This is a genomic window from Pseudomonas sp. 300 (assembly GCF_055803035.1).
In genome coordinates, this window is sequence record NZ_JAVLRV010000003.1 from 459,770 (window position 1) to 472,203 (window position 12,434).

Below are 12,434 nucleotides of genomic sequence, written 5' to 3' on the forward strand. Positions count from 1 at the left end.
TATGCGCGTCTTACAAGTTGTAGCCGCGTTCGTTGTGAAGTGCCAGATCGATACCGACAGCCTCTTCTTCTTCGGTGATACGCAGCCCCATGACAGCGTCCAGCACCTTGAGAATGATGTAGGTAACGATTGCGGTGTAGATCACCGTGAAGCCCACGCCTTTGCACTGAATCCAGACTTGTGCGGCGATGTCGGTGACGGTGCCGAAGCCACCCAGCGACGGAGCGGCGAATACGCCGGTCAGAATCGCGCCGAGGATACCGCCGATACCGTGCACGCCGAAGGCGTCCAGGGAATCGTCATAGCCGAGTTTGCGTTTCAGGGTGGTGGCGCAGAAGAAGCACACCACGCCCGCAGCCAGACCGATCACCAGAGCGCCCATCGGGCCCACGGTGCCAGCGGCCGGAGTGATGGCAACCAGACCGGCGACCACACCCGAAGCGATACCCAGTGCACTTGGCTTGCCGTGGGTGATCCACTCGGCAAACATCCAGCCCAGGGCGGCGGCGGCGGTTGCGATCTGCGTCACCAGCATCGCCATACCGGCAGTGCCGTTGGCCGCTGCGGCAGAGCCGGCGTTGAAGCCGAACCAGCCGACCCACAGCATGGCCGCACCCATCAGGGTGTAACCGAGGTTATGCGGGGCCATCGGGGTGGTCGGGAAGCCTTTACGCTTGCCGAGCACGATGCACGCCACCAGACCGGCCACACCGGCGTTGATGTGCACCACGGTGCCGCCGGCGAAGTCGAGTACGCCCCAGTCCCACATCAGGCCGCCGTTGCCGGACCAGACCATGTGCGCGATCGGCGCATAAACCAGAGTGAACCAGATGCCCATGAAAATCAGCATCGCGGAGAATTTCATCCGCTCGGCGAAAGCACCGACGATCAGCGCCGGGGTGATGATGGCGAAAGTCATCTGGAAGGTGATGAACACCGCCTCAGGGAACAGCGCCGCCGGACCGGTCAGGCTGGCTGGCGTGACACCGGCGAGGAAAGCCTTGCCCATGCCGCCGAAGAACGAGTTGAAGTTGACGACGCCCTGCTCCATGCCGGTGGTGTCGAACGCAATGCTGTAGCCATAAATAACCCACAGAATGCTGATCAGACCGGTAATGGCGAAGCACTGCATCATCACGGAAAGAATGTTTTTGGAGCGAACCATGCCGCCGTAGAACAGCGCGAGGCCGGGAATGGTCATGAACAGCACGAGGGCTGTCGAGGTCATCATCCAGGCGGTATCGCCGGAGTTGAGGACTGGGGCCGCCACTTCGTCTGCCGCCATAGCCAGGCTGGGCATTACGAGGGACAACAGGGCTCCTAGCCCTGCGAATTTACGCAGAGTCATATTGTTTTCTCCTGGGGCGTTGGGTTTGTGGCGGCTTAGATTGCGTCGGTATCGGTTTCGCCGGTACGGATGCGAATCGCCTGTTCCAGATTGACCACGAAGATCTTGCCGTCACCGATCTTGCCGGTGTTGGCAGCCTTGGTTATCGCCTCGATAACCCGGTCAAGATCCTTGTCGTCAATGGCGACATCGATCTTCACCTTGGGCAGGAAATCGACCACGTATTCCGCGCCGCGATACAGCTCGGTGTGACCCTTCTGCCGACCGAAGCCTTTGACTTCAGTAACGGTAATGCCCTGCACGCCGATCTCGGACAGCGATTCGCGCACGTCGTCCAACTTGAACGGCTTGATGATGGCAGTGACTAGCTTCATGAAAACTCTCTCCCGAATTGGTGGACTTGCCCCAGGAAAACAAACCCGGCTCAAGTCTAAGCGCAGTGCCTGGCTTTGTAACGCATCGTCGGCCTTACCTGCCCGTCCGACGCCAGCTAACCGCTCCGTACGAAACACTTCCCCGTTCCGCTTGGCGCACTGCATTCGTCACAGCGACTGCATCAGTGCATGGGTCACTACCGTCTAAGCAGAAAGCTTGCCATCTCCACAAAACCCTCAGTTTTCAAGCGGTTGCCCGTATTTGCCCACCACATCGCGGCAACACCTGACGCGTTACGCACAACAACGGTGCGGCGCCGTCCGTCCGCATGCGCGAAAAGCGTGCATCCCGGGCGTCGGGATTGACTATAGACACTGCGTGATACACTGCCCGCCATTGTTTCCAGGACCTTTTCCCATGCTCGCGCCCAAAGACTTCCTCGACGCCCTGACCGGCACCGCCTCCCGCCTCTTCAGCGGCGAAACCCCGCTGCCGAAAAGCGAAATCGAAAGCCAGTTCAAGGCGTTGTTGCAGAGCGGCTTCAGCAAACTGGACCTGGTGAGCCGGGAAGAATTTGATAGTCAGATGGTTGTGCTGGCGCGCACTCGTGCGCGGCTGGAGAGTCTTGAGACGAAGGTCGCGGAGCTGGAAGCGAAGCTCAATCCGCCGACCGAGTAACGCCGCATATCCCACTTTGAAACCCAATCTACTGTGGGAGCGAGCCTGCTCGCGATTGAAGGTCGGAACGACCTTCAGATTTACCTGTAGGAACGGCCGCAGGCCGCGATCTTTCGATCTTCAGCCCCGCAAAAAACCGGGCATCTTCCTACAACAAAACCACCGCCGTCCGATTGCGCCGCAAAGCCCCGGTTCCTAAGCTCACCCAATGCTGAATGTTCAGCACTGGGTTTGGCGACCCGGAACCAAGCAATGCAGCAAACATCGTTCGATTTCAGGTATTTTTTTCCCGATTCGAAATATGGCGGCTGTGTGTGGGAGACCTTAGGGTCTGCCGGAATTCGCTTGGCCGGTTCGCCAACCCGCACGCAGCTGCCACCCTTATTGTTTGGCGACGATAAGTGGCAGTCATCTACCAAGCGAAATTGGGGTACTGCTCGATGGACGAAAATTATCTAATCCCTCACATCTTCACCCGCCACAAACTCCACCTCCACGCCCTCCTCCTCGAAAACCAACCCTGGTTCTGCGCCCGCGACCTCGGCCGCCTCCTGCGCCTCTACATCGAAGAACGCACCGTCCGCAAACTCGACCCCGACCAACACCAAACCGCACGAATGCTCATCCACGGCACCCTCGAAAACACCCTGCTGATCAGCGAATCCGGCGTCTACGCCCTGCTCGTCTACCACTACTGCCCCGAATACCGAGGACTGCGCGAATGGCTGACCCACGACGTAGTGCCAGCCCTCAGAGATGCCCAACAACCGGCAGCAAGCGAACGCCCGGTCCTGAGCCTGTTGAACTGGCCGGAGATGTCACTGAGTTTGCTGCACTGGAATAACCAGCCGTGGATTCGGTTGCAGGATGTTCCGCAGATGCTGGCAGATGGTGAACGGACGCAGCGCTCGATCAATACACCATGGTGGAAGCGTGCTTCCCGAATACTCCAGGCATTCTGAACGACAAAAAAAACCCCACGTTATAGCGTGGGGTTCGTTCAGGAATTGAGGATCAGGCGCAGTGCGGAAGCCGCTCAACCTGATCCCGGATCGCTGCTCCTCGCTCAATCTCGGCTTTGCGCAAATCGTAAGTCGATTGCAGGTTCAGCCAAAATTCCGGGGTCGTGTCCAGACAGATAGATAGCCTTAGAGCCATATCAGCGCTGACACCCCGACGCTGGAGCACGATGTCGTTCACCGTAGGTGTCGAAACGCTCAATGCTCTAGCCAAGGCTGCCGCCGTAAGGCTCAGAGGCTCCAGGTATTCCTCTTTGAGGATCTCGCCGGGGTGAACCGGGCGCATACCATTCTTAGTCATTACTCACCTCAGTGATAATCGACGATTTCGACATTCTCTGGCCCGTTAAGACCCCAAACAAAGCAAATTCGCCATTGAGCGTTGATACGGATGCTGTGCTGACCTTTTCGGTTTCCCCCCAATGCCTCCAAGCGATTTCCCGGCGGGGATCGAAGGTCAATCAGTACGGCAGCAGCATCAAGCATCGTCAGCTTTCGTTCCACGACACTCAGAATGGCTGACCACATACGGGTCTTACCGTTGCGAAACAGGTACTCGGTCTCAGAACACTTAAAGCTAACGATCATAAATTAAAGCTTAACGTTATGCATTAATCTTAAGTGTATAACCTGAATTCACTTATGCAAATGCGCCAATGCGACTCTTGGCCATCCCTTCAAAGCTTTAGGAAAAGGACTACCAAGGGCCTTCAGAACTCCTTCCAAACCAAGACGCTTCCTACAAAAAGGAGCACCAATTCTCATTGCATCACTACCGCGCTCACCTCTTAAGCTGATCAACCTGTAAAACCATCTGCAAATCCAGAAGAGATCGCTATGAAACCCGGAAAACGAAAAGACAAACTGCGACTCATCGCTGGATATCATGCGGAGGCACTCCGGCTGGCCGGGAACGTATCTGCCACTCAACGCCGCTTTTTTGAGGTTGCTGCGGCTCGCGGTAAAGAGTTGGAACCAAGCGGCTGGCTCGCCGGTTACAGAGCACCCGCTACGGCTAATTCGACAACAAAAGGTGAACAACCTCAGCACCGTGAGTGTATTCACTAAGGACGCAGGCCCTAGCCTCCCCGAAACCACACAAAAAACCGCTTCCTCAAGGCGGTTTTTTATCGCCTTCGATTCAGCTTTCGCCGCAGTCCTTCATAGATCCAGGCAACGTGCTACAACAACCTCATCCCGCGACTGATTACGTCGTAGATCCCCACTCCCTTACGCTTCACCCATCAGAAAGACACTCGCAACATCCTGCGAATATTTGGCACCTGCGCCATCACGCGCCCCCGACTACCCTTCAAAAACCGCAGGAAGCGGTTCCCGTAAAAGTTCAAGGAACGACCATGTCCCTCTCCATCGTCCACAGCCGCGCCCAGATTGGCGTGGATGCGCCCGCCGTTACCGTAGAAGTCCATCTGGCCAACGGTCTGCCGTCATTGACGATGGTCGGCTTGCCCGAAGCCGCTGTGAAGGAAAGCAAGGATCGGGTACGCAGTGCGATCATCAACTCAGGCCTGCAATTCCCGGCGCGGCGTATCACGCTCAATCTCGCCCCCGCTGATTTGCCGAAGGACGGCGGACGATTCGATCTGGCGATTGCTTTGGGGATTCTCTCTGCCAGCGTGCAGGTGCCGACGTTGACACTGGATGACATTGAATGCCTTGGAGAGTTGGCGTTGTCCGGCGCGGTACGTGCCGTGAGAGGCGTGTTGCCGGCAGCGCTGGCAGCGCGCAAGGCCGGGCGCTCGTTGATGGTGCCGCGAGCGAACGCCGAGGAAGCGTGCCTGGCGTCAGGGTTGAAGGTGTTTGCCGTGGATCACCTGCTGGAAGCCGTTGCGCATTTCAATGGGCATACACCGGTCGAGCCCTACGTTTCCAATGGCCTGCTCTACGCCAGCAAACCCTATCCAGACTTGAATGAAGTACAGGGCCAACTGTCGGCCAAGCGCGCTCTGCTGATCGCGGCGGCGGGCGCTCATAACCTGCTGTTCAGCGGACCACCGGGTACGGGAAAAACGCTTTTGGCGAGTCGTTTGCCAGGACTGCTTCCGCCATTGGCAGAAAATGAAGCACTGGAAGTCGCCGCCATTCAGTCCGTCACCAGTTGCGTGCCCTTGAGTCACTGGCCGCAACGACCCTTCCGCCAACCCCACCATTCAGCCTCGGGCCCGGCGTTGGTGGGCGGTGGCTCAAAACCACAACCCGGCGAAATCACCCTCGCCCATCATGGTGTGCTGTTCCTCGACGAACTTCCGGAATTCGATCGCAAGGTGTTGGAGGTTTTAAGAGAACCACTGGAATCCGGCCACATCGTGATTTCCCGCGCCAAGGATCGCGTGAGGTTTCCCGCGCGCTTTCAATTGGTCGCCGCGATGAACCCGTGTCCCTGTGGATATCTTGGCGAACCCAGTGGCAAATGCAGCTGTACCCCGGACATGGTCCAGCGTTACCGCAACAAACTGTCGGGGCCACTGCTGGATCGCATCGACCTGCACCTGACCGTCGCCCGGGAACCCACGGCGTTGAATCCTGCGCTAAAACCCGGCGATGACACCGCCACTGCTGCAGCGCTGGTCGCCGAAGCCCGGGAGCGGCAACACAAACGCCAAGGTTGTGCCAATGCATTCCTTGATTTGCCGGGACTGCGCCGTCACTGCAAGTTATCCACAACCGACGAAGCCTGGCTGGAAACCGCCTGCGAGCGTTTGACCTTGTCACTCAGGTCGGCCCACCGACTGCTCAAGGTCGCGCGCACATTGGCGGACCTCGAACAGGTCAATGGCATCACTCGTGAGCATCTGGCGGAAGCGTTGCAGTACCGGCCAACCGCCAGCTGATGAAGTCACTCCTTGGTGAGATCCACCAACGGCGTCTGCCGCACCTCGGTTTCACGCCCGCCCTGAATATCACTCACCCGTTTCAGCGCCTTGTCCACAGCACCCTTGTCCGCCAACAGGCTGTAGCTGATCTGAAACTGCTTGTGCTCCTTCGGTGCAATCGTCGGCACCAGCCCCAGCGGCCGCTGATAGCGCCGGTTATAGGAGAAGCTGGTCCCCGGCTCGAGACCGGTGACGTAGCCCTGGCCTTGGGTATCGGTGTTTTTCCACAGCGAAAACACGGGCAGCGTTTGAGTGTTGAAGCCGACCGAAATGCCCAGGTTAGCGGCCTTGTTGTGCAGGACCGTCAGCGTATCGCCCTTGGCGTCGGCATATGGCACGACGTTGTAAACCGTTTCGTCGTAGTCCTTGGTCGGTGCGCGGTAGGTCTGCCAGTCCGGCAGGTCGTCTTTGGCCTTGTCATTGAACGGCGAGACCTGCTTCACCGGTGCGGCGAAGCGGGCGCCCTGCTCAAGGAACGGGGTGCTGAAGTTACTGTGGTACAGCGCCTGGTATTCCTTCGGATAGTCGCCGTTATTGGTCAGAGTATCGTTGAGGCTGAAGCTCACACTGCCCGGTTCAGTGACCAGTTCGGTTGTGACAGAAAAGTCGACTTTCTTGAACGCCTGCTCTTTCAGCTCGCCGCGCAGGCTGATGGCATACGGCGGTTTTTCGTCGATGCGCAGGGTGACGGTGCTGGCCGGGATGTTGGCAGCGCGGCCGTGCAGAGTCAGCAACTCGCCGTTGTCCATACCGGGGTGGCCGACCCACTCGTAGCCGCAGCGGGTGACCAACTCGTTGAAACCTTCCAGCCAGCCCAGTCCACCACGACCGTTGAGTTCGATGAAGGATGGATTGACCACTTCCTTGACCGGCGAATCCCAGCCCATGCGCACATTGCCGACCGAGGCTTGCAGGACGTTCATCCCGCGAGTAGGCACCACCGAGAGTTTCATCGTGCCGTTATCGATGTCGACGATGCTGACACCCTCCTGCCGACCGCCGTGCAGAGTTCGCAGGGTTACGGAAAAGGGTTTGTCGGTTTTCACCCCGAGTTGCTGGCTGGTGATTTGCCAGTTCTGGGCAGCCTTTTCGGTGTCGAGAAGAACGTAGTCCCAGGCCATTGCGTGGGAGGCAGCAGAGAATGCGCTGAGCGCGATGATGAGTTTGAGCGGAGTCATGGCAGGAGCCTTTCTTGGAGTTGTGCCATTTTTATAGACTTGCTGAAACGATTCATCAAGTTAAAAGATGGGAGACAAACGCCAAGAAGACAATCGAGGGGTATTGATCCGCGAATGTGCGGCAAATCGAAAATGGGGTCGATCCCTTGGCGAGCAGGCTCGCTCCCACATTGGATCTGAGGCGAACACAATATTTGTGAACACCGCAGTTCTAATGTGGGAGCGAGCCTGCTCGCGATGACTACTTCAGAGACGCCTCACCGAAACCGGTCAACCTCAGAACGCAAGTCCGCCGCCAGGCTTTCAAGCTCCTTGGCAGTAACCGCCAGGTTCGACACCACTTCCCGTTGCTCGCTGTTCGCCAGCGCAATGCTTTGCAGGTTGCTGCTGAGCAGGGTCGCGGTGCTGCTCTGCTCCTGGGTCGCCGTGGTGATCGCCGCGAATTGTTCACCGGCGGAACGGCTTTGCTCATCGATCCGCGCCAGTGCTGAAGCGACATTGGCGTTGCGCGACAAGCCTTCCTGCATCAGAACGTTGCCCTGCTCCATGGTGCTGATGGCGTTGCCGGTTTCCTGCTGAATGCTTTGGATCATCCCGGAAATTTCGTCAGTGGCCTGGCGGGTGCGTGAAGCCAGGTTGCGCACTTCATCGGCCACCACCGCAAAACCGCGACCTTGTTCACCGGCACGCGCCGCTTCGATGGCGGCGTTGAGCGCCAGCAGGTTGGTTTGCTCGGCAATCGAGGTGATCACGCCGACAATGCCCCCGATTTCCTGCGAACGCTGACCCAAGGTGTTGATCACCGTGGCGGTGCTGTTCAGCGCGCCAGCGATTTGCTCCAGGGACGAGGACGCTTCATCCATCGATGTACGACCGATCTGGGTTTGCTGTGCGTTTTCCTGCGCCAGACGCTGAGTGCTGCCCATGTTGTCGGCAATGTTCAACGAGGTGGCGCTGAATTCTTCCACGGCGCCGGCCATACTGGTGATCTCGCCGGACTGCTGCTCCATGCCTTCATAGGCACCACCCGACAAACCGGACAACGCCTGGGCACGGCTGTTGACCTCTTGCGAGGCCTTGCGGATGTGCTCGACCATGGTCGACAGCGCTTGGCTCATCTGGTTGAAGGCGCGGGCCAACTGACCGATTTCGTCGTTGCTCGACACACTCAGGCGCACGCTCAGATCACCCGCACCCAAAGCTTCGGCCTGACGTACCAGATCACCCAGCGGCGCCAGCTTGCTGCGCAGCAGCCAGACAGCCGAGCCCACGGCGATCAACATCGCCAGCAGGCTGCCAATTGCCAATTGAATGCCGACAGCCCAGGTGACAGCACGGATTTCGCTTTTCGGCATGCTCGCCACGACTGACCACGGCCCGCCTTCAAATGGCACGGCAATGCTGTAGAAGTCTTCGGATTTGTCGCTCCAGAACTCACCTTTACCCGGCGTCTTGGCCAGACTGTTTATCGTCTTGACCGCTTGATCCGGTGCTTGCACGCCTGCAATCGGCACCAGCCATTTGTTCTGCTCATCGAGCAATGCCAGAGAACCGGTCTGCCCGATGCGGAAGCGTGTGAGGTTGGCAAATTGCGCGTTCTGCGCGTCGGTGTAATCGAACCCTACGTACAGCACGGCAATAACCTTACCGCTGCTGTCGCGTACGGGGGTGTATTGCGACATGTAGAAGCGTTCGAACAGCAAGGCTCGACCCACGTAATTCTGCCCCGCCAACAGGCGGGTGTAAGCCGGGTTCGCGTGATCGAGCAACGTGCCGATGGCGCGGCTGCCGTCCTGTTTAGTGACGTTCGTACTGACCCGAATGAACTCATCGCCGCTGCGCACGAACACCGTCGCAACGCCCGCGGTCATTTGCTTGAACTCGTCCACTTCCTTGAAGTTGTTGTTCAGCACCTCGCTGCCCAAGTGCAGGCCGGGGGTCTGCGTGCCCGCCACGGTCACCGGTTCGTCCGGATGTACGCTCAACCCTGCGCTGAAGCGCTTCTCGAACAGCCCCGCCAGGCGTTGGGTACTTTCACGCAATGTGCCGTGAAACGTACTCAACTGGTCGGCCAGCAACCTCGCCTCGCTGGCCAGGTGTTCTTCGCGGGTAGCGAGGTTGGCCGTGTCCAGCGAACGCAAGGCGAACAGGGTGCTGCCGCTGATGACAATCGCCAGAATAACGGCGAGCGCAAGACCAAGCTGTGAGGCAATCCGGGCACGAGGTTGAGACATGACAGCTCCTGGCCGAGCGATCTGATCCTCCTTGATCGGCTACTCAGCAAAATTTCTAATAATGGGAATTGCGTCGAACCTGCACGAAGGTTCCATCTGCAGATTTTCGGCGGCAAACCTGAATACTTGAGTGAAAAGCCGGGATATGGCTCAAGGCCGCTATTTCGAGGGCTCTATCGATTCAGCTCAAGTGCTCGACGTCCGGCAATTTCATGGCCTGCGCTTCGCTTTGCAGAAAATCGCTGAGGCGGCGCAAACGTTCACCTCCGGGGCGGGTTTTCGGCCAGACGAGGTAATAATGCTCACCGCTGGCGACGGCAGTCGGCCACGGCAAACTCAGACGGCCCTGCGCCACATCCTCGGCCACCATCAAAAGATCGCCCATGGACACGCCATAACCCCGGGCGGCGGCAATCATCCCCAGCTCCAGCGTATCGAACACCTGTCCGCCCTTGAGCGACACCTGATCGGTCAATCCCATGCGCTCAAGCCAGTTGCGCCAGTCACGTCGGTCCGGCGTCGGGTGCAGCAATTCGGCATTGGCCAGGCGCGCGACGTCCCACGGTTGATCCTTCAGAAGATTCGGCGCGCCGACCGGAATCAGTTCCTCCGGGAACAGCAGACTCGCCTCCCAGTCCGGCGGAAAATGCCCGTTGCTGAGGATCACGGCGCAGTCGAACGGTTCATGGTTGAAGTCCACCGAGTCGATGTCCATCCAGGCGCTGGTCAGTTGCACCTCGTTACCCGGTTGCAGGTGGCGGAAACGGCTGAGCCGCGCCAGCAGCCAGCGCATGGTCAGGGTCGACGGCGCCTTCATGCGCAGGATGTCATCTTCGGCGCGCAAGGTATTGCAGGCGCGCTCAAGGGCGGTGAATCCTTCGCGAATGCCCGGCAGGATCAGCCGCGCCGACTCGGTCAGTTGCAAATTGCGCCCGCTGCGGTGAAACAGCCGGCAGGCAAAATGCTCTTCAAGCGTACGAATGTGCCGACTGACCGCGCTCTGCGTAATCGACAACTCTTCAGCGGCACGGGTAAACGAGCTATGCCGCGCCGCCGCTTCAAATGCGCGAAGGGCATAAAGAGGAGGAAGACGACGGGACATACGGAAAGCTCCTATGGCGTAATTTCGTCAACTTATCAGAAACTCCCCTGGATGAGTTTTAATCATGCCACCCATCCTTTTTATCCCTTTGTGCAAACCCTGCAGAGCGCCGAGAATCGACGCTTTCCTGTTCTCTTCGACCCTAGAGCGTGATGACCATGCAGCATCCAGCGCGTATTGAACTCTGGGCCATCCTGCGGCTGGCGGGGCCGTTGATTGCCTCGCAGTTGGCGCACATGCTGATGGTCCTCACCGACACCTTGATGATGGCGCGCCTGAGCCCCGAAGCGCTGGCCGGCGGCGGGCTCGGCGCGGCGACCTATTCGTTTGTGTCGATCTTTTGCATTGGCGTGATTGCGGCGGTCGGCACTCTGGTGGCGATCCGTCAGGGCGCGGGCGATATCGCCGGTGCGGCGCGGCTGACCCAGGCCGGTTTGTGGCTGGCGTGGTTGATGGCGTTGGTCGCCGGTTTGCTGCTGTGGAATCTCAAACCGGTGCTGTTGCTGTTCGGCCAGACTGAAACCAACGTTCAGGCAGCCGGGCAGTTCCTGTTGATCCTGCCGTTCGCCCTGCCCGGCTACCTGAGTTTCATGGCCCTGCGCGGTTTCACCAGCGCGATCGGCCGGGCGACGCCGGTGATGGTCATCAGCCTCGGCGGCACGGTGGCCAACTTCGTGCTCAATTATGCGTTGATCACCGGGATGTTCGGCCTGCCGAAAATGGGCCTGGTGGGCATCGGTCTGGTCACGGCGATTGTCGCCAACCTGATGGCCGTGGCGTTGGCGCTGCACATTCGGCGGCATCCGGCGTACGACGCGTATCCGTTGTGCCAGGGTTTGTCGCGGCCTAACCGGCAGTATCTGAAAGAGTTGTGGCGCCTGGGCCTGCCGATTGGCGGCACCTACGCAGTGGAAGTCGGGCTGTTTGCCTTCGCCGCGTTGTGCATGGGCACCATGGGCAGCACGCAACTGGGCGCGCACCAGATCGCGCTGCAGATCGTCTCAGTGGCGTTCATGATTCCGGCGGGGCTTTCCTATGCGATCACCATGCGCATCGGCCAGCATTACGGCGCCGGGCAGCTGCTGGACGCGCGACTGGCCGGACGGGTCGGGATCGCGTTCGGCGCGGCAGCGATGCTCGGCTTCGCGATGGTCTTCTGGCTGCTACCCCATCAGTTGATCGGCCTGTTCCTGGACCACAACGACCCGGCCTTCCGCCCGGTCATCGAACTGGCTGTGAGCCTGCTGGCGGTGGCGGCGTGGTTCGAGCTGTTCGACGGTACGCAAACCATCGCCATGGGCTGCATTCGCGGGCTCAAGGATGCCAAGACCACGTTCCTGGTCGGGCTGGGTTGCTATTGGCTGATTGGCGCCCCTGCCGCCTGGTGGATGGCCTTCCATCTGAACTGGGGACCGACGGGCGTCTGGTGGGGGTTGGCGCTGGGGCTGGCGTGCGCAGCGGTGAGCCTGACACTGGCGTTTGAGTGGAAGATGAAGCGGATGATTCGGCGGGAGCCGTCGTCGCAGCGTTTCGAAGTCGCCCAGCCGGACTGAGATCCCGTGTAGGAGCGAGCCTGCTCGTGATGAGGCCATGTCAGTCAACATTA

The 12,434-nt window shown here is 59.2% G+C and carries 11 protein-coding genes; 4 read left to right on the top strand and 7 right to left on the bottom strand.

Translation table 11 applies throughout. The annotated features are described in order from the left end of the window. Positions 1 to 10 precede the first annotated feature (10 nt). Positions 11 to 1,348: an ammonium transporter gene (locus Q7W83_RS27520; protein ID WP_150631405.1), complete on the bottom strand. Its 1,338-nt coding sequence runs from the start codon at positions 1,346 to 1,348 to the stop codon at positions 11 to 13. 35 nt (positions 1,349 to 1,383) lie between these two features. Continuing rightward, positions 1,384 to 1,722: a P-II family nitrogen regulator gene (gene glnK, locus Q7W83_RS27525; RefSeq protein WP_002555808.1), complete on the bottom strand. Its 339-nt coding sequence runs from the start codon at positions 1,720 to 1,722 to the stop codon at positions 1,384 to 1,386. A gap of 418 nt (positions 1,723 to 2,140) precedes the next feature. On the opposite strand from glnK, the gene Q7W83_RS27530 reads away from it, so the two are divergent. Continuing rightward, positions 2,141 to 2,401 carry an accessory factor UbiK family protein gene (locus Q7W83_RS27530; RefSeq protein ID WP_150631404.1) on the top strand — a complete coding sequence of 87 codons (261 nt, stop codon included), beginning with the start codon at positions 2,141 to 2,143 and terminating at the stop codon, positions 2,399 to 2,401. A 440-nt stretch (positions 2,402 to 2,841) separates the two neighbouring features. After that, on the top strand, positions 2,842 to 3,363 hold the full coding sequence (locus Q7W83_RS27535) for a BRO-N domain-containing protein (RefSeq protein WP_473658395.1): 522 nt from the start codon (positions 2,842 to 2,844) through the stop codon (positions 3,361 to 3,363). Positions 3,364 to 3,415: 52 nt separating this feature from the next. On the opposite strand, the gene Q7W83_RS27540 is transcribed toward Q7W83_RS27535, so the two are convergent. Then, positions 3,416 to 3,721, bottom strand: coding sequence for a HigA family addiction module antitoxin (locus tag Q7W83_RS27540; RefSeq protein WP_030129123.1), 306 nt, complete (start codon positions 3,719 to 3,721; stop codon positions 3,416 to 3,418). A gap of 8 nt (positions 3,722 to 3,729) precedes the next feature. Further along, positions 3,730 to 4,008 (bottom strand): type II toxin-antitoxin system RelE/ParE family toxin, encoded by a 279-nt coding sequence (locus tag Q7W83_RS27545; RefSeq protein WP_150631401.1) that lies wholly within the window; start codon positions 4,006 to 4,008, stop codon positions 3,730 to 3,732. A gap of 770 nt (positions 4,009 to 4,778) precedes the next feature. Here Q7W83_RS27545 and Q7W83_RS27550 point away from each other — a divergent pair. Continuing rightward, the gene (locus Q7W83_RS27550; protein WP_150638126.1) at positions 4,779 to 6,272 is read left to right on the top strand and encodes a YifB family Mg chelatase-like AAA ATPase; all 1,494 of its coding nucleotides are present in this window, start codon (positions 4,779 to 4,781) and stop codon (positions 6,270 to 6,272) included. A gap of 5 nt (positions 6,273 to 6,277) precedes the next feature. Here the strand turns inward: Q7W83_RS27550 and Q7W83_RS27555 are convergent, their stop codons facing one another. The 3 genes from Q7W83_RS27555 to Q7W83_RS27565 all read right to left on the bottom strand — a co-directional run bounded on the left by Q7W83_RS27555 (position 6,278) and on the right by Q7W83_RS27565 (position 10,828). Next, positions 6,278 to 7,492, bottom strand: a complete 1,215-nt coding sequence (locus tag Q7W83_RS27555; RefSeq protein WP_473658137.1) for an aldose 1-epimerase family protein — start codon at positions 7,490 to 7,492, stop codon at positions 6,278 to 6,280. 257 nt (positions 7,493 to 7,749) lie between these two features. Continuing rightward, the gene (locus tag Q7W83_RS27560; RefSeq protein WP_150631367.1) at positions 7,750 to 9,726 is read right to left on the bottom strand and encodes a methyl-accepting chemotaxis protein; all 1,977 of its coding nucleotides are present in this window, start codon (positions 9,724 to 9,726) and stop codon (positions 7,750 to 7,752) included. Between the two features lie 181 nt (positions 9,727 to 9,907). Then, entirely contained in the window at positions 9,908 to 10,828 is a 921-nt protein-coding gene (locus Q7W83_RS27565) for a LysR substrate-binding domain-containing protein (RefSeq protein WP_150631366.1), read from the bottom strand. 158 nt (positions 10,829 to 10,986) lie between these two features. Here Q7W83_RS27565 and Q7W83_RS27570 point away from each other — a divergent pair, with 158 nt between their 5' ends. Then, the gene (locus Q7W83_RS27570; protein ID WP_473658140.1) at positions 10,987 to 12,381 is read left to right on the top strand and encodes a NorM family multidrug efflux MATE transporter; all 1,395 of its coding nucleotides are present in this window, start codon (positions 10,987 to 10,989) and stop codon (positions 12,379 to 12,381) included. Positions 12,382 to 12,434 lie beyond the last annotated feature (53 nt).

What these genes read in the sequence shown, in the direction of transcription:
- Q7W83_RS27560 (WP_150631367.1), bottom strand. Translation starts at nt 9,726, where the DNA reads ATGTCTCAACCTCGTGCCCGGATTGCCTCACAGCTTGGTCTTGCGCTC.
- glnK (WP_002555808.1), bottom strand. Translation starts at nt 1,722, where the DNA reads ATGAAGCTAGTCACTGCCATCATCAAGCCGTTCAAGTTGGACGACGTG.
- Q7W83_RS27570 (WP_473658140.1), top strand. Translation starts at nt 10,987, where the DNA reads ATGCAGCATCCAGCGCGTATTGAACTCTGGGCCATCCTGCGGCTGGCG.
- Q7W83_RS27530 (WP_150631404.1), top strand. Translation starts at nt 2,141, where the DNA reads ATGCTCGCGCCCAAAGACTTCCTCGACGCCCTGACCGGCACCGCCTCC.
- Q7W83_RS27520 (WP_150631405.1), bottom strand. Translation starts at nt 1,348, where the DNA reads ATGACTCTGCGTAAATTCGCAGGGCTAGGAGCCCTGTTGTCCCTCGTA.
- Q7W83_RS27545 (WP_150631401.1), bottom strand. Translation starts at nt 4,008, where the DNA reads ATGATCGTTAGCTTTAAGTGTTCTGAGACCGAGTACCTGTTTCGCAAC.
- Q7W83_RS27535 (WP_473658395.1), top strand. Translation starts at nt 2,842, where the DNA reads ATGGACGAAAATTATCTAATCCCTCACATCTTCACCCGCCACAAACTC.
- Q7W83_RS27540 (WP_030129123.1), bottom strand. Translation starts at nt 3,721, where the DNA reads ATGACTAAGAATGGTATGCGCCCGGTTCACCCCGGCGAGATCCTCAAA.
- Q7W83_RS27565 (WP_150631366.1), bottom strand. Translation starts at nt 10,828, where the DNA reads ATGTCCCGTCGTCTTCCTCCTCTTTATGCCCTTCGCGCATTTGAAGCG.
- Q7W83_RS27550 (WP_150638126.1), top strand. Translation starts at nt 4,779, where the DNA reads ATGTCCCTCTCCATCGTCCACAGCCGCGCCCAGATTGGCGTGGATGCG.
- Q7W83_RS27555 (WP_473658137.1), bottom strand. Translation starts at nt 7,492, where the DNA reads ATGACTCCGCTCAAACTCATCATCGCGCTCAGCGCATTCTCTGCTGCC.